At 52.6% G+C, this 21,787-nt stretch carries 19 protein-coding genes; 7 read left to right on the forward strand and 12 right to left on the reverse strand.

Translation table 11 applies throughout. From position 1 onward, the window contains the following. Positions 1 to 310 precede the first annotated feature (310 nt). The gene (locus tag K0V07_RS07290; protein ID WP_220623879.1) at positions 311 to 1,033 is read right to left on the reverse strand and encodes a prepilin-type N-terminal cleavage/methylation domain-containing protein; all 723 of its coding nucleotides are present in this window, start codon (positions 1,031 to 1,033) and stop codon (positions 311 to 313) included. A 292-nt stretch (positions 1,034 to 1,325) separates the two neighbouring features. Here K0V07_RS07290 and K0V07_RS07295 point away from each other — a divergent pair, with 292 nt between their 5' ends. From K0V07_RS07295 to K0V07_RS07305, 3 genes are all read left to right on the forward strand, one after another. Continuing rightward, positions 1,326 to 2,042 carry a PEP-CTERM sorting domain-containing protein gene (locus tag K0V07_RS07295; RefSeq protein ID WP_220623880.1) on the forward strand — a complete coding sequence of 239 codons (717 nt, stop codon included), beginning with the start codon at positions 1,326 to 1,328 and terminating at the stop codon, positions 2,040 to 2,042. Positions 2,043 to 2,304: 262 nt separating this feature from the next. Beyond that, positions 2,305 to 4,605, forward strand: a complete 2,301-nt coding sequence (locus K0V07_RS07300) for a hypothetical protein (protein ID WP_220623881.1) — start codon at positions 2,305 to 2,307, stop codon at positions 4,603 to 4,605. A gap of 224 nt (positions 4,606 to 4,829) precedes the next feature. After that, the gene (locus K0V07_RS07305) at positions 4,830 to 5,837 is read left to right on the forward strand and encodes a LacI family DNA-binding transcriptional regulator (protein WP_220623882.1); all 1,008 of its coding nucleotides are present in this window, start codon (positions 4,830 to 4,832) and stop codon (positions 5,835 to 5,837) included. Between the two features lie 110 nt (positions 5,838 to 5,947). On the opposite strand, the gene K0V07_RS07310 is transcribed toward K0V07_RS07305, so the two are convergent. Then, on the reverse strand, positions 5,948 to 7,885 hold the full coding sequence (locus K0V07_RS07310) for an alpha-galactosidase (RefSeq protein WP_220623883.1): 1,938 nt from the start codon (positions 7,883 to 7,885) through the stop codon (positions 5,948 to 5,950). A 105-nt stretch (positions 7,886 to 7,990) separates the two neighbouring features. Between K0V07_RS07310 and K0V07_RS07315 the strand changes: the two genes are divergently transcribed. Then, on the forward strand, positions 7,991 to 9,091 hold the full coding sequence (locus K0V07_RS07315; protein WP_220623884.1) for a LacI family DNA-binding transcriptional regulator: 1,101 nt from the start codon (positions 7,991 to 7,993) through the stop codon (positions 9,089 to 9,091). Positions 9,092 to 9,234: 143 nt separating this feature from the next. Here the strand turns inward: K0V07_RS07315 and K0V07_RS07320 are convergent, their stop codons facing one another. Next, positions 9,235 to 10,617 carry an SGNH/GDSL hydrolase family protein gene (locus K0V07_RS07320; RefSeq protein ID WP_220623885.1) on the reverse strand — a complete coding sequence of 461 codons (1,383 nt, stop codon included), beginning with the start codon at positions 10,615 to 10,617 and terminating at the stop codon, positions 9,235 to 9,237. A gap of 822 nt (positions 10,618 to 11,439) precedes the next feature. Here K0V07_RS07320 and K0V07_RS07325 point away from each other — a divergent pair. After that, the gene (locus tag K0V07_RS07325) at positions 11,440 to 12,630 is read left to right on the forward strand and encodes a site-specific integrase (protein ID WP_220623886.1); all 1,191 of its coding nucleotides are present in this window, start codon (positions 11,440 to 11,442) and stop codon (positions 12,628 to 12,630) included. 162 nt (positions 12,631 to 12,792) lie between these two features. Here K0V07_RS07325 and K0V07_RS07330 read toward each other — a convergent pair whose 3' ends face one another. The 8 genes from K0V07_RS07330 to K0V07_RS07365 form a co-directional block, all read right to left on the reverse strand. Beyond that, a complete protein-coding gene (locus tag K0V07_RS07330) occupies positions 12,793 to 13,743 on the reverse strand; it encodes a hypothetical protein (protein WP_220623887.1) in 951 nt (316 codons plus the stop codon). Between the two features lie 98 nt (positions 13,744 to 13,841). Continuing rightward, positions 13,842 to 14,339 (reverse strand): hypothetical protein, encoded by a 498-nt coding sequence (locus K0V07_RS07335; protein WP_220621405.1) that lies wholly within the window; start codon positions 14,337 to 14,339, stop codon positions 13,842 to 13,844. Positions 14,340 to 14,417: 78 nt separating this feature from the next. After that, positions 14,418 to 15,053, reverse strand: a complete 636-nt coding sequence (locus K0V07_RS07340) for a hypothetical protein (RefSeq protein WP_220621406.1) — start codon at positions 15,051 to 15,053, stop codon at positions 14,418 to 14,420. 10 nt (positions 15,054 to 15,063) lie between these two features. Then, positions 15,064 to 15,747: a hypothetical protein gene (locus K0V07_RS07345; protein WP_220621407.1), complete on the reverse strand. Its 684-nt coding sequence runs from the start codon at positions 15,745 to 15,747 to the stop codon at positions 15,064 to 15,066. A 97-nt stretch (positions 15,748 to 15,844) separates the two neighbouring features. Then, positions 15,845 to 16,489: a hypothetical protein gene (locus K0V07_RS07350; RefSeq protein WP_220621408.1), complete on the reverse strand. Its 645-nt coding sequence runs from the start codon at positions 16,487 to 16,489 to the stop codon at positions 15,845 to 15,847. 38 nt (positions 16,490 to 16,527) lie between these two features. Then, on the reverse strand, positions 16,528 to 16,986 hold the full coding sequence (locus K0V07_RS07355; protein WP_220621409.1) for a hypothetical protein: 459 nt from the start codon (positions 16,984 to 16,986) through the stop codon (positions 16,528 to 16,530). A gap of 16 nt (positions 16,987 to 17,002) precedes the next feature. After that, positions 17,003 to 17,560, reverse strand: coding sequence for a hypothetical protein (locus K0V07_RS07360; protein ID WP_220621410.1), 558 nt, complete (start codon positions 17,558 to 17,560; stop codon positions 17,003 to 17,005). A gap of 78 nt (positions 17,561 to 17,638) precedes the next feature. Beyond that, a complete protein-coding gene (locus K0V07_RS07365) occupies positions 17,639 to 18,142 on the reverse strand; it encodes a hypothetical protein (protein WP_220621411.1) in 504 nt (167 codons plus the stop codon). Between the two features lie 568 nt (positions 18,143 to 18,710). Between K0V07_RS07365 and K0V07_RS07370 the strand changes: the two genes are divergently transcribed. Then, complete coding sequence (locus K0V07_RS07370) at positions 18,711 to 19,832, forward strand: hypothetical protein (protein ID WP_220621412.1); 1,122 nt, start codon at positions 18,711 to 18,713, stop codon at positions 19,830 to 19,832. A 197-nt stretch (positions 19,833 to 20,029) separates the two neighbouring features. On the opposite strand, the gene K0V07_RS07375 is transcribed toward K0V07_RS07370, so the two are convergent. Beyond that, on the reverse strand, positions 20,030 to 20,317 hold the full coding sequence (locus tag K0V07_RS07375; RefSeq protein WP_220621413.1) for a helix-turn-helix transcriptional regulator: 288 nt from the start codon (positions 20,315 to 20,317) through the stop codon (positions 20,030 to 20,032). 93 nt (positions 20,318 to 20,410) lie between these two features. Here K0V07_RS07375 and K0V07_RS07380 point away from each other — a divergent pair, with 93 nt between their 5' ends. Further along, positions 20,411 to 21,715 carry a hypothetical protein gene (locus tag K0V07_RS07380; RefSeq protein ID WP_220623888.1) on the forward strand — a complete coding sequence of 435 codons (1,305 nt, stop codon included), beginning with the start codon at positions 20,411 to 20,413 and terminating at the stop codon, positions 21,713 to 21,715. The last annotated feature ends 72 nt before the right edge of the window (positions 21,716 to 21,787 follow it).

A 21,787-nucleotide genomic window follows, 5' to 3' on the forward strand; every position in this document is an offset into this window, starting at 1 on the left:
CATGCCCCGGGCTGATGAGTCCGGGGCGGCCCGTTACAAACAAGCTCATCGCATTCATGCGACGGGTGCTAGCTGAGGACCTATCCGTCTGTGGTGTTTCCTTGGGGAAGCACGTTCTGTTGATCGCTCAATTCGACCCCCTCCTGTATGGGGGGGCTTTTCGCCGGACTTGCTGATGCCGGATTGCGGGGGCTATGCGTGCTTGCCCTTTAAGCTAGCAGACGGGCACCGAAACGGGATGCATTCCCATTTCCTTTTGGACTAAATGAAGAGGCCCATTCTAGCTGCCTGATCGTTTGCCTGGAGAGGTCTAAAAGTGCTCCAAGTAAGTGCCCTGAGGGTTCCAGAATATGTTGTTATTAGCCCCAATGGTATCGATCTTTTCAATGTCTTCCCGTGTGATGATACCTGTGTGGCCGTCAAAGTAAACGAGTAAGGCCATGTCCGTCGGGTAGCGATACGATATAGCACCGTTGCTGCTGGTATTAGGGTCATCGAAAAACCGAAAACGTCCCCCATATCCCACGATCCAGTCACTGGCAGTCGCGAACGCCATCGTACGGGCAGGATGATCGATGTCGAATACACGCCAGCCATATCCATCGGGCGAAAAATCGTTCCAGTTAATGCTTAGGCCATTGGTGTTATAACCATAGCTCCGGTATATGTAGTCGGGGCGATTTATCTCCGATGAGCTGGCGAGCGGGTCCAGCATGTTTTTGAAAACATCATAGTAACCAATGTTTTCACTGTCCATGCCCAGGGCAGCGAAGAATTCGCGATTGTTGTACCATGGCCGGTACCCTGTCTCAGTGCGGGAGACATTAGGCACATACTTGCCGCCGTGCTCATTCGCGTAGGTCATATTGGCCAGCTGCAAGGAGCGTAGGTTAGACAATGATACGGTCTTATGCGAGTGGGTTCGGATCGCTCGTGTGCTGGCTATAAGAATCGCAGCTAGGATGGTAATGACCGCAATCGATACGAGCAACTCAACGAGGGAAAAACCTTTCAGGGGGCGGGTAATCAACATGTGGCTATCAAATGGTGGATAAGCGTAGTTTATTGTTAGCGCCGGCGCCGACAATAGGAAGGGTATTTTACATAAATCATTTCGCGCCCGCTCATATAGGCATGAGCCGTGTTGCCTGGCTTACGTTTTATGTAAAACCTGCGAAATCTTGTTCTGCATCCATGGGGGCATAAAATGCTTTTTATATCGCAGACTATTGTAATACCAAACAATTCTATGATCAGGCGGTATCGGGTATGAGTCCCGGTCCGCTGGCATCACAATATTAATCTAATTCTACTATATTAAGAATATGTTCCCTATCACAAAAAAAAGCATCGCGCTTCTTATTGCTACTATCGCTGCCCCATTACTCCCGGCCCAAACTGTACTCCTCGATGTCGGGTATTGGTGGAATGCCACGTCCGGCCAGCCGCAAACCTGGAACAACGTCCCAAACATTACCTTTGCGGATGATACAGAACTCGTTGCGAATATGGTGGATACTTCCGGTACGCCCACGGGTATCAAGCTGACAATGACAAATGCCGCCATCGCCGCAACTTCCAGTGGTTCGGAATCGTCCACGCTTTACCCGAGTACAGCTACGGCCGATACCTACTACGACTCCACCAGCGGCGATGCCAAAATAGAATTTGAGTTCAGTAACCTCGATACCGACAAGACGTATAGCTTTACCATTTATGCTTCACGCACTGGGCTGTCGACGAACCGTAGCGCCCTGTATACCATCACAGGCTCTAACACCGGCTCTGGCTCTCTAAATCCGACAGAGAACGTCAATAACACCATTACTATATCCGGCATCACGCCCACCGAAGGCGGCATCATTACACTCACTGCGGTGCCCGATGCCAGTAACGCAGATCCCCAGAAGGTCTTCTATATCGGTGTGATGGAAATTACTGCTAGCGTTCCTGAATCCTCGTCCACCGGACTCGTGCTGGCCCTGGGGGCGCTTAGCTTCATTCTGTTCAAGCGTCGGAAGGCTCTTCAGGCACGACGCTAGCGGGTTATCCGCCAGATAGATTAGACGTCCTATACCGGCTTTTGGCCCCGGACATCGCTTTGATGAGAACGACGTGCGGGGCTGTGCCATGCCGCGTACAAGCGTTGTTCGTGGGCCCATCTCGAAAAGGGCTGAGTGCTGCGGGCTGAACAGATCGGCCTGCAGCACTTAAGCCCCGAGTCGGTAGGGTCGGTCAGCCGGGAGCGGCAGGGAAGGGGTAAGTTTTTGCTACGCATTTAATGGTTACTTTGTTTTTTGCTATATGTCTTTAATCGATTGGATGATTGTGATTGTGCCGGTCTCCGTGGTCTTGTTCATGGCGGTGTACAGTCGAAAGTATGTGCGTGGCGTCGTTGATTTTCTGGCCGCAGGGCGAGTTGCTGGCCGCTATGTGATTTCGGCGGGGGATCTGACCGCTGGGTTGAGCGTGATCACACTTGTTGCGCTGGTGGAGTCTAAATACCAGGTCGGCTATGCACTGACCTTTTGGGAGTACCTGACCATTCCAGTGGTCATCATCATGGGACTGACAGGGTTCTGTATTTATCGGTTTCGTGAAACCCGTTCGCTTTCCCTTGGCCAGTTTCTGGAGATGCGCTACTGCCGCTCGTTTCGCATCGTTGCGGCGACGATACGTACGCTTTCAGAGATTATGACTAACGCCATCGGCCCGGCGGTGGCTGCCAACTTCTTCATCTACTTTCTGGGGTTGCCGCACCGCGTGGAGATACTCGGGATAAACTTACCGACCTTCGGGGTGGTCGTGGCGCTGTCATTGTGTCTGTGTATCCTCGTGATCTGGCCGGGTGGTCGTATATCGCTGTTGATTTCCGATGCCTTTCAGGGACTGATGAGCTACCCGATTTTCGTTATCATCGCCGGTTATGTTTTTCTACACTTTGGCTGGAGCGATACCATCGGGCCAGTGATGATGGACCGGGTAAGCGGCGAAAGCTTTATCAATCCCTTTGACATCGAAAAGCTGAGAGATTTCAACATCTTCGCCCTGCTCGTGACGACCATGGGCAACGTCCTCAACTATGGGAGTTGGATCGGTAATGATACCAATGGCAGTGGACGTACCCCTCACGAGCAGAAGATGGCGGGCGTCCTGGCCAAGTGGCGTTCGCTTTATGCATCACTCATGATGATATTGGTCGCGGTGATGATCATTGCGTTGATGGCTCATCAAAAATTTTCTGAGCAATCACATAGCATTCGCCAGGATCTGAGTGAAAAAGTCGCACAGGAAGCCGTCGTCGACCCCTGGATGCGTGAGCAACTGACCACCAGCCTGGCCGATATCCCGATGCAGACACATGTGATCGGTGTAGATGAGCCGCTTTCACGCGATAACAACATAGACACGGCCTACCTGCAAACCGCTCGCGATACATTGGACAATACGCCAGAAGGTAATCTGGCGTTTCAGAAGTTTCGTACCCTTTACCATCAGATGATGCTTCCTGTAGCCCTGAAGAATATTCTGCCGGTGGGTATGATGGGCTTGTTCTGTCTATTGATGATCATGCTACTGATCTCGACCGACGACTCGCGTGTGTTCAATTCCGCCGTGACCATTGTGCAGGATATGATTCTTCCCTTTCGCAAGACCCCTTTTTCTCCCAGGCAACATCTGTGGGTAGTGCGGCTGGTCAGCCTCGGCGTGAGCCTGATTTTCTTTACCATATCGATTTTCTTCGTCCAGCTCGATTACATCATGATGTTCACGGTCATCATGACAGGGCTATGGATGGGGGGGGCGGGTCCCGTTATGATTTTCGGGTTGTACAGCCGCTTTGGTAACTCTGTGGGCGCGTACGGATCAATTATCTTTGGGTCGGGACTCTCACTGGCAGGGCTGATCCTGCAGCGCAACTGGGCTGAGACGGTTTACCCCTGGCTCGATGCCCACGGCTGGGTGGTGCCCATTGGACATTTCCTGGAAAAGGTTTCGCATCCGCTGAACCCGTATATCGTCTGGCAGATGAACCCCGTTAAGTTTCCGATCAACTCCTATGAGCTGTACTTTATGGCTATGGTCAGCGGTATCGCTGCCTATGTCATTGGCTCGGCTCTGACCCAGAGGAAGCCCTTTAATCTCGATCGTCTGCTACACCGAGGCGTATATGATGTAGCAGGCGAGTATAAGGCGCCCTTCAAATGGAGTCTGCGCAGTGCCTTTCAGAAGATAATTGGCATAACTCCGGAATACACGCTCGGGGACAAGATCATTGCTTGGTCTGTCTTCAGCTACGCCATTATTTACAAATTCGGATTGTGCTTTTGCGCTGTGTTAATCTGGAACCTGATCTCTCCCTGGCCCCTGCAGTGGTGGAGTACTTACTTCTTCATCACAAGTCTCTGGGTGACGGCCATCCTTGGGGTTATCTCCACCGTCTGGTTCTTGATCGGTGGTGTCGTCGATATTCGCCGCCTCTTCCGTGACCTGGCTGCACGTGTCGATGATCCACTCGACAACGGTATGGTTGAGGGCCACGTTTCACTGGCCGACAAGGCAGCTTTCAAGGGGCGGGGAGTGGACATCGAGGATGATGATTGATCTGCTGCCTGTGCCGCCCCGCAGTGCTGGATGAAAATCTGTGGGCCTCGACGCTCATAGGAAGTCGCATGGGGACAGGTTTTTATCGAAGCTTCCAGCACTGGCTGGGGGGGAGCCTAGGCCTTTACTCAGTTGGGATGGTTTATGTAAACTGTGATGTCGATCTATTGGCCGACCTTCGCCTTGACGCAGTGAGTTGGCAATTTTACATAAACAACCAGCTTATGCCTAAGGACCCTGATGTTGTGAGTTTAGCTAAGATTGCTGAGGCGGCCGGTGTCTCGCGTATGACGGTTTCGCTTGCGCTCAGAAACAGCACACGAATCAGTACAGAGACAAAAGACAGAGTCCACAAAATCGCCAAGGCGCTAAAATATAAGCCAGATGCCCGCATCACCGAACATATGGTAAAGGTTCGGGCTAGTAAGCATCGCTCACTTATGCCCATTGCCTGGCTGGATATGAATGAGGATTACGGTAAATGGAACACCCTGGACGCTATTAACCCTTACCTCGATGGTGCCAGTGAGTTATGCGAAAAGATGGGCTATCAGCTCCAGAACTTCTGGCTGCGTGAGCCTGGTATGAGCGTGCGGCGCATGTCGCAGATACTTTATAGCAGAGGAATTCAGGGCGTGATCGCGGCTCCCTCAAGTCAACACTGCCTGACTTATCTGCGCTTTCAATGGGATCGATTCGCCTGCGTATCTTTTGAACGCGGGCTGGAGGTTCCCCTCTTGAATCGGGCTGTATCGGATTTATACTACAATCTCATGCTTGCACTAAAGGTGATTTCGCGAGCCGGATACAAGCGAATTGGCATCGTCTATCCGAATCAGCTAGCGGTGAGATCCTACCACACCATCGAGGCGGGGGCCTTGCTTTATCAATCCCAGCTGAAGCGCTCAGAGCGCGTCCCACCTCTGCTACACAGGAATAGGGGAGTGGCTGAGGAGGGCTTCATCAAGTGGATGAAAAAATACCGGCCAGAGGTCGTCGGTCTGGCTCACCAACTGGTTGACTGGGTGCAGGAAGCGGGCTTCAGTGTGCCTGACGAAGTCGGTGTCGTTCATCTGGCTGTTGACAATGACTGTCTGGACTGGGCAGGTATCTATTCCCGCAAGAGACAAATAGGGGCGATGGCGGCCAATATCCTCATCCACCAAATCCAAACTCACTCTTTTGGGATTCCAGAGGTTCCGATGGAGACTTTTGTCCGTGGTTGCTGGTAGGACGGAAAAACTCTGCTGCCTTCACCTGGCAATAGCCTGCATGCATGAGTTTTAGGTATCTTTGCTGTCTAGCTAGGTCTCATTCTTGTAGATCAAAATCAAGCCTTGCATCACTGAAACCGGACCAACGCAAACGCATAAGGCTCAGACAAGGTTACGGTAATCTTGTTGTCGATGAATGTGGTTTCGACCGGGCTATAGACCGGTTCAACCGTCGTTCCAAAAGGAAGAGAAAAGTCGTAGCTCGCATCGTCGGCGCCATTGCGATAGACGGCCAGGTACCCTTCTGATTCATCGGGAGCGATCGAGATAATGCCGCTCCAGGAACCTTCCTCAGGCAAGTCACCCACTGCGTTGGTCAAGTAATCTGCGAGTTTTTCTCGGATGGGGGCCATCTTTTGAAAGAAAGCTTTCATCCGACTACGTTTCTCGTGGGAGGTATTCTCAATCAATCCCCAGTAAAGCGGCGTGGCAAAGAGGGTGGTGCCAAGAATGTAATTGAGGGGATAGTCGTCGATTTGCGGCATCATCTCCAGCTCGCACTGGCGCACTGGCGCATACTTGAGCGCCTGCCAGAGGTTCCCCAGAGCCATATGGGGATGGTAATAGCGATGATCTGGGATATCGCGTCCACGGTTTTCCAAAAAGAGACGCCCGTAGTCCAGTGCGAAGTCCAGGTTGGGCCTGTTGCGGCGGGTGACATCCATCGATACCACCAGCCCAGGGATTGCTGCCTTGAGCTCTTCCATCAATTGGCGGTACATCTCGTAATGCAGGTTTGCATCACCGAGCATCGTGTTGAACGCGGTTAATTGGTAGAGGTCGAATTTGAAGTGCCGGATACCAAATTCTGTGTAAAAAGAAATCAGCTTGTCCTTCATAAACGCGAAGCAATCCGGCTTCATCAATTCAATTGGACTATAGCCGCGCCCATCGCCGATCTCTCCGTTTAACTCTGTGCACTTGAAGTCGTCCGTGCGCGCGAGCCAATTCCAGGGATTATTTTCAAGCATCGTGTCGTGGCATTCTGCGCCGTCCCACTGCACCATCTTGGGGTGGCGAATATCGAGGCCCAGCGGATTGCACCAGAGCCCGAGTTCGATCCCCAACCGCTTCGCTTTCTGAGCCAATACGGTGAAGCGATTAGGGAACTTAACCTCATCAATCTCGCCCATGAAGAGGGAAAACCAACCATCGTCGATGAAGACGACGTTCACGCCAGACTCTGCGGCACAGGTGAGCTCACGGTCGATCGCCGCTTCGTCGACGCCAAGAGTCAGGTCCGGCCACGAATTGGATAACACCTCGGTATACGCACTTGCGGGAAAGTCGGCGTAGCGTTCCCGTTGATAGCGCTTTAGTCCCCAATCAGACGACAGCCCGACGACTACACCATTCGCTCGGCGAACCTCGTCGGGGCGCAAATTGTCAAAGCCCAACCCCACCATGCGTATGGCAGAGGTGTCTTCGTTGACGATGAAGTCATACTCGCCCTTGATCGGCTGGCAATCAGGCATCGGACCTTCCTTGTAGACGAATATGTCATCACTTACAAAGAACGCCCCCTGATGTTTGCCTATGGTCGCCTCAGACTCAATCAGGCGACGGTTGCTCTGATCGGTACAATTGAAGTAGTTGACGATCTTAGCATTCCTAGCTGGGTCAGCAAACGCTAGCGCTGCCAGGTCAGAGTAATACATCGCCGCCTTCGGGGACTCAGTAGTTAGCGTATCATACCAGCGCAGCGCCGGGGCCTCGCGGTAGAAAAACAGGTGCCGCATCAGTGTAATATCCCCGATCTGGTAGCGGATCCGATACTCGGTCTGCGAAACAGATTCGTAGCCTTGGTAGACCGGATCGGGTAGATTGACATCGTCGGCCACCAGCGTCCCCCCTGTGGAATACAGGACATTTTTACCGCTACGTTTGTCCACCAGCTCAGTGATCGCAAATACAGGCTCCAGCTCAATTCCGATACGGACGAACTTGTTCTCCCAAGCTATGGAAACTTGGATTTGCTCTTCTAGTTCAACACTCTGTTTCATCATCGGTTGTTTATGTATTCTAAAAATGGCCACTAATCTTTGATTTAAAAAGGCACATCCTATTTTACATACAATTTTGAGGCCTGTTTAGTTGCTATTCTACCCCTGATGCCTCAAAAAAAAGACGTCATGAAAGAAAAATCCGGCAAACCGGTTAGCCTCGGAGACATCGCCAAGGCGGCAAACGTCTCCCGCATGACCGTATCCATGGCATTGCGAAATCACCCTGCAATCCGCCTGGAAGTTCGCAGAAAGATTGCCAAGATTGCAAATGAGCTTGGCTACATCCCTGACGCAAGAATGGCGCACCGCATGGAGAAAGTCAGGGAGTCCAAGAAGCGCGAATATGTTCCGATTGCCTGGATCGATCAAAACGAGGAGGAAGGCCTCTGGCGCAGCCGACCTTGTCTTAGCCCTTACCTGAATGGTGCCAAAGAACAGTGCGAACAACTTGGGTATCAGCTACAAGAGTTTCGACTCAAGGACGTAGGCATGTCCACGAGACGCCTTTCTCAGATACTTTTCAACCGCGGCATTCAGGGGATCATCGTGGCCCCTCCCAATTCCGTCTTCATGACGAGCCTGGATTTGAACTGGGATCGTTATGCCGCCGTAACCTTTGGGAAGTCACTCGCTACACCTCGTCTACATTGCGTAGTGCAGGATATTTATTATAACATGATGCTGAGCCTGAGACTCCTGCACCGGGTCGGCTATAGGCGTATCGGTGTCCTACTACAGGCTCAGGCAAATAGGCGCTCCCGTCATCTCCAGCAGGCAGCCGTCGGTTACTTTCATTCTACGCTGCCCAAGGAAGAAATCGTTCCACCCTTGGAGCATGATTACGAGCACATCATTGGGGGAGAACATGACTATACTCGCGTTGTCGGTGAGAAATTCCCCGATTGGCTAAAAAAGTATCGCCCCGATGTAATTGTGGGAGAGGATAGCCGACTCATTGAGTGGCTCGGTAAAGAAGGCTATCGGGTCCCTGAAGATATCGGCGTTGTTCATTTATCGCTGGATGACGATTGCCTGGATTGGGCAGGTATCTTTTCCAAGAAGCACAAGATCGGCGCGGCTGCGGCCAATACAGTGATCTCACTGGTGCAGAACCATCAATTTGGTCCGCCCGAAGATCCGATGGAAATTACGATCCAAGGCCTATCCCAGTCTGGAAAAACTCTTTTGGTCCCGAAACCCCAATAACACCAGAGCCATCTAACGATTTAAAAACGTTTACCGGCACTGGGGCTCCTGGCTGCTTGGACTTCAGCTCACCGAGCATTTCCTAGTGCCTTTGCTATAATATGGCTCCAACTCAGGGAACCACAGGCATCAACGGTTATCTCTTAACTCTCGGGTGAAAGTCTCTTAATCGTGTAAGTATGCGCAACAGGCTTGTTGAGGGAATAAATGCGATCAAAAAGAGGCTGTATCTCTTTTAGCATGTCACCCTGCTTGGGCTTTATTTTGATATAATCTTTATAAAGATTAATGTAATAGTTACGGTATGCGCTGTCGGTATCTTCAAGTCTGGATATTTCATTTTCTAAGCACTTGATTCGGTCATCTATCGTAGGATCAGTAAGATTGTCAAAGAGCGATCCGTGCTCAACTTTAGCGATGTTACGCAGTTGCTTAGTAAGGTCAGCATAAGCGTAAACGGCATTTTTAACTGCAACTGCCTGCCTGTATTGAGGAGTCTTTTCATTTACAGCTAAATTGACACCGGCAGCAAATATGTCCGCACTGCCGTAAAGCACAGGCTCCCCATCAATGGACAGCTCGTAATCACCTTTCTTAAGTCCTGAGACCGTCAGCACCTCCTGATTCAGGTCTTCTGTGAACGGAACCAGTTCCAAAGCATATTGTGCGTCGCGACTAACTGGAAAGGGGAGCGCTTTAGCCAAACAGGTAAACGAAATGCCATCATCAGTCTTCGAGCACTGCGTGACATCACAGTTCTCTTCTTTCATTATACTTGGCTGGGTGGCATCAATATTGACTGTCGACACAATCGGGCTGACGCCCTGTGCCTTGAGAATGAGATAGGCCATGACAAGGTGCCCCACAGCCCTTGGGTGTACGCGATCCGGCCCGATCAACGTAAAGTCAGGATGGTCCTTTTGCTCCTCAATATTGATTCGCTCCATCTCGCCTGTTATGTCGATAAACTCAGCATCGTACTTGTCCGCAATGGCCTTGATCTTTGGCGAGAAGCTCTTGATTGCCTCGTTTACGCCAACCATTCGCGCTCGTGCCTGTGTGCCAGTTTCATCGACGGGCGTAAGTGTGATCAGCGTTGGACGTACTCCATTCTCTGTTAGCATTTTAACTAAACCATCCATACTCTCCAAATGTGAGTCGATGCGCCTTTCTTTTTCATTTTCTTCGACGCTACCATTGTCTTCGTATAGCCAATAACCAATGTCATTCAGGCCTATGTTGACCGTGGCTCGGTTGGGGTTGAATGGCTTAATGTCCCAATCAAAACGCTTAAGGACTCCAGATGCTGAATCACCTGCAACGCCAAAATTGCGCGAGACGATGTCCTTATAGGGGTAGCGAGTGGCATAAAAGGTTTGCAGCTGCCAATGGTACGTACCGGCATGAGTGATACTCGCTCCAATAAATGCGATACGATCGCCATCCTCAAATGGGGTAGCACTGCTGCCAAACGTAGCCAAGGACAACCCTAGGCAAGCTAGTATAATACTAGATATTTTTTTCATACTTCCATGTTTTATTCTTAAATATCTAATGGACATGGCCTTGCGGCATATTAATCCGTCCATGGCGGCACTAATACAGCGATTAGACCCGAACGGATCAACAAGCATTCTACTTTATATAAAACTCACCTCGACCATACGCCTGCAACACACCCAGGCTTTTCGCGTAGAAAGAAATCCCAACCGTACAACCATCAACCCAAGGCTCGGCCCGGCGTTGACTCCCTCAAGCACCTATATCAACCCTACTGGCTAACGAATCACCGTGGCTCACATCGGGTAACTCGACCAAGACCGCTGCTGCCGCGTCCTTGTTCTGGTCGTGAGTCAGTGTTGTAAGGATCGTCTGCCCTTCAGAGGTTTCGTTCAAGTACCGCACCTCTAATTTCTGCCTTTCGGCGGTCAGCCTTGCTGTGATTCCTGAGGTTTCGACGGACGCGTTTGCTGTTTTGGTGGAGAAGATCGGCGACGGACTGCTTCAGCGCTCGAATTGAGGGCTGCGAGAGCTTGAGTCGACCTGTGGGCCATTGGTTTTGGTTGGATGATTGGCCGATCCAGAGATTACAGATTTCCACGAAAAAACCCGCAGTGATTGCTGCGGGTTTTTCAAAAAGTGGCGGGATGGACGGGACTCGAACCCGCGATTCGATTTTTCCTTTATTGAGATTATTTTGAGAATTTTATTTGTTGTAAATCAACATCTTACGTTTTTATTAGACGGATATGTGCATGCTGACAGCTATTTAGTGTGGTAACTTTGTGGTAACCTTGACTATCAAATCTAATTGGATAGATGGTATGTGTATGGCTTCAATACGTCGCATGAAAAAGTCCAAATATTGGATAGCGACCTTCCGCGATAAGAATGGAAGGAGCCTGACTCGTTCGACAAAGATTGTCCACGGAGGAAGCGTTACGGATCGCGGGCAAAATCGTAAGCGTGCTTTAGAGATAGCTAATGAATTCGAGGATTTGGCACGGGGATTGGCCCGGAATGAGGCCGCGATCAGAAAAACAGCCTTTGAGTTAGCATCTATTGCTTCCAAGGACCGTGTTTCCGAGGTCTCTGTTCGGGAATTTTTTGAGGAGTATATAGAATTCAAGGCCAATCAAGGTAAAAAACAGAGCACAATGGCTCGCTATTCGGGGGTTGTTGAGCGCCTTTTTGAGGCGATAGGGGATAAGGCCCTGGCACCGATCGAGTCGCTCTCTCCGCAGGATATTGAATCGTTTATCGCCTATAGGTCTAAGCAGGGGAGAGCCCCCAAGACGATATTGAATGACCTAAAGAACCTAAAACCAGCATTCACCCGTTCAATGCGTTATGGTTCACTTTCCTTTGATCCGATTGCTGCTGTCAATTTTGAGAACTCGGACAGTATGCCTCACTTGCCCTTCCAGCCGAAAGAAATATATGCAATGTTGGATACTTTGGAGAGAGTCGACTTGAGTTTGGGAACGGATCCACAAGATTGGATGGTTGTTATTGCGTTAGGCTATTACACTGGGATGCGTCTTGGGGACTGCTCAAACCGGTTTTGGCATGAATTTGATCTGAATAATAACGTACTTAAATATGTGCCAGAAAAGACAAAAGGCCGGGGTCAGCTTAAAGAAGTTATCGTTCCGGTTCATCCTGATATGCAGGATATCTTGGCTGGCATGAACAGAGGAATGAAAGGTTTTCTGACGCCCTCAATGCGTGATACTGATAAGCATCGGGACCGCTCGTGGCTTTCAAAGCAGTTTATCAAGATTATGGAGGCAGCCAATGTTAATTCCATGCCGATTCGAAATCCTGTTAGTGGTAGGTTGTACAACCAGCGGTCATTTCATAGCCTAAGGGCAACATGTAATTCAGTGATGGCTAATGCTGGGGTCAGTCAGGAGATCCGTATGCGTGTGGTTGGGCATGCCTCTAAATATATAAACTCTGGCTATACTCATTTTGAGCCTAAGGTTGTTGCTGATGCTGTTTTCCGCATCCCACGACTTAAGGGGCATAAAAGCTAAAATAACATCATACTAACGTAGGTGTGTGTAGTGTGTGTGAAAGGTGAATTAAAAAATAAAGCACCTATATATTTCTATGGGTATGAGCTATAGCCCCAGAATATGTAGAGCATGACGTTGCCCCCCTTTCCGCTTTCGCGGAGGGGCAACGCCGCTTGGGGCTTATTCCAAAATGACCCCTTTGTTTTCATAGGGCCTCCACCACTGGTAGCTATTGCCCTGGCAGTGGTGGAGGAAGCGCAGCTTGTGGGGTGCGATCTTTTTCACTAATGCGAGGTAGGCTTGCCGGGCATGGCCTTCGCGGCGGTAGCCATCCATGGCGTCCGGTAGTTGGTAGGCCAAAGTGGTGTAGCCTGCTTGCAGCAAGGCCTTGGCGGTCGTGCGGACGGAACTTTGGTGCCGGCTGATGAATTCTGTCCAGACGTGCTCACAACGCATGGGGCGGATGGCCTGGAAGATGTCGCGGGCAAATTTCCGATACTCCTTCTGTGGCAAGATCGGCCCGACCACGACGCAGGTGCGGTAGCCCTCGTTTTGGAGTTGATGAAGCGAGGCAATGCGTTGGGCGGGAGTCGGTGTGCCCGCTTCGAGCGCGGCAGCGAGCGACTCATCGAGCGTGCTCAGTGAGACGCCGTAGATCATCCGCTCTTTATGCTCTTTTAATGCCTCGGCGATCATGGGAAGCAGATTTCCCCGGCTGAGCAAACGGATCTGCCAGTGAGTGGCTTTTAGAATACTGCGGCAGATTTCAATGGTCTCATGGGAGAGTTCTTCGTTGGCGCCGACATCGACTTGGGGCGAGCCCAGCACGACCCGCCGATCGTTCGGGTCGCTGTACTTGGCGGCATAGGTGCGCCCGTCGTAAAGCTGTCGATGCAGGATGTCGGCCGCGTGTCTGCGGCGGATAACGGAACCGCCCAGTGTAAACGGGCTGAGAGGAGAAAGCGGCGAGCACTTTTTTAACAGTTCGGGCGTGAGGCAGTATGCGCAGGAAAAGGCGCAGGTGCTGCCCGCACTGAAGGAAAAACCGTCGCACAATTGCTTCGCCTGGTAGTGCGGGTTTTTGCGCAGTATCTTGGGGGAGGATGTGTAGAGAACTGGCTTTCCGTTCATGGTTTTGGGTGTGATTGACATCATTGAAGTGTGGGTTGGTGATTGATGGGTTGAGGTGAATAAAAAAGGCCGACCTGGCGGGTCGGCCCTTGCGGAGTTCAGTCATCGGAATCGGTCCGGCTGTTGAAGTAATGCATGGCTCGGTCTCGCCTGGCATGCATCCATGTATTGATCTCGTGGATACACATGTCGTTTGCCTCGAGGAGGACGCGCTCCATCTCGTAGAGTTGAAGCAGGCTAAGCATGTGCTGGGCTGGCAGGATGAACATAGGTTCGCAGCTCGGATGAATGCTGTGCTCAATCAGGATGGAAGTGGCCTCAATGGCCGAGACCGTGCCTTGGCGGTAGCAGTCCCGCAGGCAGTCCATTTCTGGCCGCTGGGATCCGGTAAACGGAGACGCCGATGGCAGCAGCCCGCCGGGGATGTCTCCAAGTCGGTAGTGCTGATCCGGGCTGGATGTGTAGAGCTGGATCGCTTCCAGAAGCGTGAATTCGGCGCCGATAAGGTTGTTTTCGGCGATCAGTTTAAAGGCGTCCCAGAAGGCTTTTTCGGCCTTGGGCGATACGTAGTTAGGTTTTGGGGATGATGGTGTCATGATGGTGCTTGAGTTGTGGGTTGAGGGCATAAAAAAGCGCAGGCAGCCGGAGCCACCTGCGCTGGTTTCGTTATAGGTTTAGTCTGTCGTCTGGTCGGTTTCTTCGGCTTCTTCGGCCTGATCTGTGGGCGTTGATTCTGATTCCAGCCCATCTGCATAGCTGTGACAGAAATCCAATACCTCATCATAGTACCGGGCGCGGGCGTTGCGGCGTGTGAGCCAGCGCATCAGGTTTTCGGTGTTGTGTATGGAGTATTCCAATACACCGGCTTCGATCTCGTATAACTCGATCAGGGCCTGCATGTCCTCTCGGCTTGCTTTTAGCAGCGGGTTGGGGACCAGCGGTGGTGACATTTCGATCTCAGCGTGGATTGCGTGAATCGCTGCGATGCGGCCCGCGTGAAAGAGGTCCTTCAAGGCGTCGGTCAGGCGTGCGGATGCCAGCATGTCAGCGAGGTCGAGTTCGTCAGCTCCGCAGTGGCGACCTTCGCTGTGAGCGCTGATGCGGCGGATGCGCGACGAGTCAATCGGGTAGCCCTCTTCGGTGATGTATAAGCCCGATAAAATGTCCTGGGCTTGGCGTACCTTGCCTTGCTGCACGCAGGCGTACGCGGCCCAGAACTCCTGGCTTACCGGCGTGAGGGCCGGACCTTTTTCCATGTGCGAAATCAGGTGGTAGGGTGTGGTTATGAGGTTGGTTTTTATCTTAGTCATTTGTTTGGGATTAGTTGTTGGGTTTGAGGTTGATGGCCTGGCCGTGGACAAGTCCTCGGCAAGCCTCGGCGGAGGCGTGGATGTCACCTTCTCTCGGTGTGCGCGGTGCGAAGGCGTACCCGTGTGAAGTGACGTAAAAGACGAGGCGGATGTCCGCTCGCTGGATGACGATGCAGGCCTCTCCCATCGTCGTGGTGTCGGCCTTGACTCGCGTGATCCCTTTTTCTGGGAGATGCTGGAAGGCCAATCGGAAAGGCACGGCGTCGAAGACCAGGATGTACCCTTCGTGCTGCACGTAAGGAATACCCTGATCGTTGAGGTGGAGCGTGGTCTTGGCGCTGGATGCCAGCTTGCGGTCCTGACCCGGGCACAGAATAAGAATGCCCGCGTCGATGTCGGGCGCGTCAGTGTCTGCGGTCTCCTCGGTGTTGCCTGTCTCGCCGAAAATTTCATCGAATGTATCGACGATGTTGGTGGTGTCGTTGGCCGACTGGGAGAGCGTCAGCAGTTGGCTCACGCGGTCGTCGTCGAGCGGAAGGATGTACTGCTCTTCGCCGGGGGTCGCGCAGCCGAAGTAATACCAGTCGCCGGGGCAACGGTAGAGGGCCCAGGCGCTTTCGGGGCTGCCGAAGCGCTTGTCTTTGCCGATGTTCAGAATCGGAATGGTGGTTGTATTGGGAGGTGATTGTTTCATGGTTTTATGGATGGTTGAGGGTTGGCTCTTGGGTGCAAAAAAGGAGCAACCGGTTGGGGTTGCTCCTTGCGAAAAGAATGGTTTCTTTCGTGATGGATCAGGCATTCGGGTCGCTCTCGATGATTCGCGATGGCGTGACATGAATCGCCTTGTCATGGGTTTTAACTACGGTCTCGTCGCAGTAATGAAAGACGATGGTCGTCTCTGCTTGCCGCAGGTTGAACGTGGGGTTGTTGTCAGTGTCAGCTAGGCTGCCTTCAATGCTTGTGCAGCTGTGTGGGCTGAGTTTTTTGATGGCCGAGCGGTAGCTCGGGGTGTCAAAGACCAGGCAAATATCGCCGAAGACGAGGTACGGGATTCCGGCATGGTTGCAGAGCCCGACGGCCTCCGGCCCGACTCCCCAGATGCGGTCACGGCTGGGAACCAGAGAGAGGATATCCTCTTCGAGTGGGGCGTCCTGCTCCGCGTTGGCGGATTCATCGGCGGACTCGCCAATGATGGCATTTTCGAGTTGGCGAAGGATGGACGTTGTCGCATTCGCCGTGTCAGCGACGGCTAAAAATGCCTCCTGCATGGACGTGCGGACCGGGATCAGGTAGCGCGGTCCTGTGGGCAGATCGCTGGCCATGTAGGGCAAACGATCCGGCGTAAGATACAGTCCCCATCCGCCTTCGGGGCGACCCACACGGGTGTCATGAGTCATGGATACGATGAGGGGTGAGTGGTTGTTGGCTGGTGTCATAATAGGTAATGAATGGGTTTGTGGTGAGTGCGTGTGAACTAGATGTACCAAATGATTCTTTTCCAGGGCGCGTGCTTGTGCTCGCGGGCATTGAGTGTCGAGGGGCGAGCCAGAATTACGGCCTTGTCCAGCCGTTGCGGATCGACGTCCGTCTCGTCGTCGAACATCGCGATCAGCATGAGGTCCTGGCCGAGCCAGAAGCCAAGCGACACCCCGTTCTCGCCTCGGATGATGCCGATGGGGGTGGCGGAAAGTTCGATCAGTTGCAGAGCGGTGATGAAGGTGGGCGGTGTCAGCTCGACGGTCTGTGAGTTGACCAGGTCAAGCAGGCGGTATTGGCCGAGCGCTTCCCGGATGAGCATGGCCTCTTCCGAGAGAGTGAGCATGGCGCAATCGGGAGGAAGCAGCACTGGAGCGTTCTTATCCGCGTTGCTGGATGCATTTGTATTGGCGTTTGGATACGTGTGTTTACGTTTCTTTGAGAATGGATTTTTCATAGTAATGGGGTTGAGGTTAGCATGTGAGGGTGGCGATTCGGCGTGCGGTTTGAATGGTCGAGAAGTAGTACTGGGCGCGGTCCTGTCGCTCGCTTAGCCAGGTGCCCAAATGGCAGCCGCCGATGTTGGCCGAGTTGAGGGTTTCGGCTTCCATTTCATAGAGGGCGGTCAGCGCTTGGGCCTGAATAATGCGCAGGTCCGTGTCGATCATGGGGAATATGCGTGGACTCAGCTCGATCTCCAGGTGTGCGGCGTGGATCGGGCGCAGGCGTCCCTGCATGACCAGGTCGTGGAGGACATCGCTGGTGCCGGATGCGGCCAGTAGTTCCTCCCACGTTAGCTCGGTCGCGTAAAGCGGCAGGCCGTGTGCGAGGGCATCCAGCATGGCGACTCGCCGGGGGCTTTCGTCCTGGTTTTTATCGGAGGTGTATGCGGCGTTGAGGGCTTGTTGGGCCGCTTCGTCATCGCCGTTCACGATCGCTTGGTACGCGTCCCAGAATGGGCCGCTGGCCTCGATTTGAGGCCCACGTGCCATGCGTCGAAACAGGGTTTTGGGTGTGATAATGTTTTTCATAGTTGGTTAATGTAGTTATGGGTGAATACGGAAAAGGCGGGGCCGTTCAGACCCCGCCTCGCTATGCGTGCTTGCCGCTTAGGCGACAAAGGCTGGTTGTAGTTGGGCTTGGGGAGTGACAGGTTTGTCCACCCAGGGCGTGTCCAGCGCAGAGAGCCGGGTAAGGAGCGCGTCGGCTCCGTCGATAGAAGACAACTGTCGTTGTAGGGTTAGTGCGGCGGACTTTGCGCCTTTGATCCGTGCGCCTTCGAGTACTCCGCCTAGCAGCGAATCGAGGGTGTCGAGCGCCGCTTCCAGTGCGCTGATTGCCTGCTCTGGTGAGGCTTCGGGCGGTACGACGATCAGAAATCGTCGCCAGGCTGCCGTGTGTTTGCGGCTGCCGGATTTGTCCAGCGGAGCGGCTGCTCCGAGGGCTTCAGAGCGGTCTTTGACGAACTGGAACTGCTCTGCTTTGAGCCTATCGCGGAAGGGGTAACCTCCGGTCACGTCGATGATAAGTTCGACTTTTTGGTCGGACTCTCGACGTGCGATCAGGTGCGCTGTGGCGGATGTTTTTGTGTTAGTGTTGGCTTGGTCTTGCATATGTTTTTACGTGTTGGTTGATGGTTGTATGAAAAGAGCGCGGCTTGTTTGACCGCGCTCTGAAAGGTTTTATGGATTTTATATCTGAGGTGGCTTATTGACTTTTAGTTTCTTCGATCGTAGCTCCACGGGTTGTGGTGCCGGTTTTTGCTTTCCCTAAAAATAGCTACTACAAGAAAAGAATTACTTCGGGCAGCAGTGCTCCCCGAAGGGGGGCGGGGATGCCCAGTGACATGAATACCTCCCTGAAGAAATAGCGAAGCGGTCTGCTTTTGTGGCCAATGAAACACGTGTTGTGTGAGGTGGATCGGTTTGGTTTTTGCCTATGAGCTTTTTGCCATGTCATGGGTTTATAAATACAAAAAAAGCGCACTGTGTTGGTGCGCTTGATTGGTGGGTTTGCCACTTTTGTCCTTGGTTGTTGCCACTCTTGAGTTTTTCCTTGGTTAGCATTTAAAAGAAGTACATTTTTTCAGTGACTCGGCCTGGGGCGACGCCCGTCAGGTTGACTCGCTATTGGTGTTACACCAGGGCCAAAGGCCCGTCCTACCATACGCTGCAACGCAGCATGCTCCCCTCCGAAGTTCCCTTTTATGCATTCGTGTCGGTTGGGAAGTTTTTAGTCAATACCGACAAAGAGCGGTTTTTGTTGACGCACCGACAATCGTCGGTATTTCTGGGTTGTATCATGAAAAGGTTGTTTCAGATTTTTGGGTGTTTGGTTGCAAGCCATGCCCTGCTTTTGCTCACTGGCTGTGGCCAAAGTGATAACGAACCCCCGTCGGAAGAAGTCCGTGCGGCTGTTGCCAAGGCGATTCCCGCCTCGCTCTCGGTTGTGTCCGTTGAGTACGAGGCGATTCATGTGTCCGAGGGTGCCAGTCTGCTGAAGTTGAAGGCGACGCTGAAGCCTCGGGAAGATTTATGCCGGTCGATCGGGAAAGTGCTGCGAGGGGCTTCGCTGTTGGAGGTTGTTTACCGCAAAGGAGAAAAGATCGTTGTTTACGGTGAGGTCGGGGCTCGTCGTCAGGTTGACCGTTGGACGTTGGGACGTGTTTCGATGGAGAAGGACTGGAGGAATTTTCCCCGACCTGTGTCCGGTTTTCCGGCCGGCAGTGTTATTGCCGGTACGGCCGAGGGTGATGAGGCCGTGAAAGCCTATGAGGCCTGGAAAGCAGAGCAGGAGCAGGCGCGAATCGAGGCTAAGCGTCAGCAGCAACTGCGTTTGCAGGAAGAGGCTGCGCGTCAGAAAGCTGCGCAGGAAGCCGAGTTGGCGCGTGCGGCTCAGGAAAGGCAAGCGCGGTTGGCACGCTTGCAGACAGCGTTGACGCCGGGCAGGCAATACCTCGGGGAGCTGCACTATCGTAAGGATATCCAGCCGGTTCGGTTAAAGATTATTTCGCGGGAAGGGATTGCCGTTGTGGCCGAGTTGAGTAACCCGGTCATGCCCAGTGCTCGCGGAAAGTTGACCGGGACGATAAATCCCGATGCACAGTCAGAGGAGTACGCCGTCGTGTTAGCGATGGTGCCTGATGACAGTGAAAACCCGCTTGGTTGGCACCTGTATGGTGATCACAAGGGGATCCTTTCTTTGAACCTGACCGATGCCGGTGGGTTTGAGGGCGAAGCGGTTTGTGAGTCAGCCGGGCGTGAGTACAGATACAAAATTCGTCTGCAAGCGCTTGGTAATTGAGGCCGTTGTCAGGTCGGTTTCGCTGGGGGATGAGTCGGCTACGCGGTTTAGCCTGCGGCCGACCACCCCGATCTTGTTATATGAAAAATCTCGATGTGAAGTTGCCCTGTCTCATTTTTTTAAAGCGCAAGCAGGCTTTTTACTACCCCTTGCCAGCCACCGCAGGTGGGTGGATTTTTTGACTGCGCTGGGCTTGTTCAGCGCCGGGGAATACCACGGTGCTTCATGAGCTTTATCACGCGTTTTTCGCAGGAGTTATTGAGCTTGGGTAGGTTGGGATGGAACAGCTGCCAGAGATCGATTTCGTACCCTTCGGCAATCTTTTCCAAGGTGTCCAGCCGGATGGCGGTTCGCCGTCCGCCCTCGATGGCCTGGTAGGTTTTGTATGGCAGGTCGAGTAACTCGGCGGTTTCTTCCTGATAGAGGGCGGTGGTTTGCCTCAGCTCTAAAAGGCGCTCGCGAATGGAAAATGGCTGCTTTTTCACGCGCCTATTTTGCCGACTTTTAGCGTTTTTATACACCGACACAGAGCGGTTTCTTATTGACCCCGACAACTGTCGGTACAGAGTTGCCCTGTCATGTCCTACGTATCATTTACTATTGCACGTAAAATTGGAAATTTAGCTGCCGTGCTCGTCCTGGCGGTTGTATGTGCCGAAGCAATTGCTTCTGCTGCCACTACGGACGGAGACATCACCAATGTAATGGATGCGGGTGGAACTGAAGCTTCCCCGGCCCAGTACATACTGGGCGCGTCAGGCCCCTACGATTTGAGCTTGTATGGGACGACAGTTGGGGACTCCACAAGCTGGAATCAATTGACCATACAGAACGAATCGAGCCTCACCATTAATACCGGGAATGGATTGACCGTAGGCAGAGAGGAAGGAAGCCATAACAATCGTGTCGATCTCAACGCCTCCAGTTTGCGTGCAGATTGGGTTGTCCTGGGGTTCTCGGGGCATGACAATCAAATGAATATCTACAACGGTAGCACCGTCAGTGCGGCCGAGGATTTTCGCATTGGCTACAACGCCTCTGCGACCGGTAATAGTGCCACTGTCAGCGGGACAGGATCAAGTCTGACGACTGGGACCTATCTGACGGTGGGTTTCTACTCGAGCGAGAATAAGCTGAGCATCACAAATGGAGGTCAGGTTACGACAGGAGGAGGTGTGACGATTGGCAATGGTGATTCTTGGTCCGGTTCTGGGAACAAAAATCAGGTGGTGGTCGCTGGCTCTCAATCCAGCTTGAGCGTTACCTCCGGGACGCTATGGGTGGGCCGTCTGGGAGATGAAAACAGCGTCCTGGTCGAGGATGGTGCATTTGTAAATGCGGCCGATGATGTGATTATTGGGGCTCAGGGTGGCAACAACAATGACATTACGCTCAGCGGATTTAACTCCATCTTATACGTTGAGAATTCGCTATCATTAGGAGGTGTTGATCCCATGACCAGTTCCTACTCTGGCGGAAATACCTTAACGGTCGAAGATGGCTCCCTGGTTAATGTTGGCTTCATAGAGATCAATGAGGGAAATGAGACTGCTGGGGATAATGTCATCCGCCTGAACGGAGGTTACATTGCCTTGTGGGGTGACGTGAGCCCAGAAGTCGATGGATGGCTGAACGATGGACTCATCCTGGTGTGGAACCCTGAAACCTTGTCCTGGGAAGATGCGCTCGGCAGCGAATACTTTGATGTGAGGTACCTTGAATCCCCGGAGGATGCTCTCGCTTTTACCGGCTATGACGACCTTGGTGGATACACCATTTTGACATCCGTGGTTCCCGAGCCCTCGACCTATGCGGCAGCTTTCGCGGTCCTGGCCCTTCTTGCCGTGTGCATGGTTCGTCGTCGTCGCGAGCGGCGGAGGTAGACATTCCGATAGAGGGAAACAGTGTCTTCCCTCTGCCCGCAGGGGGTGCCTGCGAGGTAGCTAAGTAAGGCC

This window comes from Ruficoccus sp. ZRK36, from assembly GCF_019603315.1.
Taxonomy (GTDB): domain Bacteria; phylum Verrucomicrobiota; class Verrucomicrobiia; order Opitutales; family Cerasicoccaceae; genus Ruficoccus.

Coding starts and splice junctions, on each gene's coding strand:
- K0V07_RS07290 (WP_220623879.1), bottom strand. CDS start 1,033: ATGTTGATTACCCGCCCCCTGAAAGGTTTTTCCCTCGTTGAGTTGCTC.
- K0V07_RS07295 (WP_220623880.1), top strand. CDS start 1,326: ATGTTCCCTATCACAAAAAAAAGCATCGCGCTTCTTATTGCTACTATC.
- K0V07_RS07300 (WP_220623881.1), top strand. CDS start 2,305: ATGTCTTTAATCGATTGGATGATTGTGATTGTGCCGGTCTCCGTGGTC.
- K0V07_RS07305 (WP_220623882.1), top strand. CDS start 4,830: ATGCCTAAGGACCCTGATGTTGTGAGTTTAGCTAAGATTGCTGAGGCG.
- K0V07_RS07310 (WP_220623883.1), bottom strand. CDS start 7,885: ATGATGAAACAGAGTGTTGAACTAGAAGAGCAAATCCAAGTTTCCATA.
- K0V07_RS07315 (WP_220623884.1), top strand. CDS start 7,991: ATGCCTCAAAAAAAAGACGTCATGAAAGAAAAATCCGGCAAACCGGTT.
- K0V07_RS07320 (WP_220623885.1), bottom strand. CDS start 10,617: ATGAAAAAAATATCTAGTATTATACTAGCTTGCCTAGGGTTGTCCTTG.
- K0V07_RS07325 (WP_220623886.1), top strand. CDS start 11,440: ATGAAAAAGTCCAAATATTGGATAGCGACCTTCCGCGATAAGAATGGA.
- K0V07_RS07330 (WP_220623887.1), bottom strand. CDS start 13,743: ATGAACGGAAAGCCAGTTCTCTACACATCCTCCCCCAAGATACTGCGC.
- K0V07_RS07335 (WP_220621405.1), bottom strand. CDS start 14,339: ATGACACCATCATCCCCAAAACCTAACTACGTATCGCCCAAGGCCGAA.
- K0V07_RS07340 (WP_220621406.1), bottom strand. CDS start 15,053: ATGACTAAGATAAAAACCAACCTCATAACCACACCCTACCACCTGATT.
- K0V07_RS07345 (WP_220621407.1), bottom strand. CDS start 15,747: ATGAAACAATCACCTCCCAATACAACCACCATTCCGATTCTGAACATC.
- K0V07_RS07350 (WP_220621408.1), bottom strand. CDS start 16,489: ATGACACCAGCCAACAACCACTCACCCCTCATCGTATCCATGACTCAT.
- K0V07_RS07355 (WP_220621409.1), bottom strand. CDS start 16,986: ATGAAAAATCCATTCTCAAAGAAACGTAAACACACGTATCCAAACGCC.
- K0V07_RS07360 (WP_220621410.1), bottom strand. CDS start 17,560: ATGAAAAACATTATCACACCCAAAACCCTGTTTCGACGCATGGCACGT.
- K0V07_RS07365 (WP_220621411.1), bottom strand. CDS start 18,142: ATGCAAGACCAAGCCAACACTAACACAAAAACATCCGCCACAGCGCAC.
- K0V07_RS07370 (WP_220621412.1), top strand. CDS start 18,711: ATGCTCCCCTCCGAAGTTCCCTTTTATGCATTCGTGTCGGTTGGGAAG.
- K0V07_RS07380 (WP_220623888.1), top strand. CDS start 20,411: ATGTCCTACGTATCATTTACTATTGCACGTAAAATTGGAAATTTAGCT.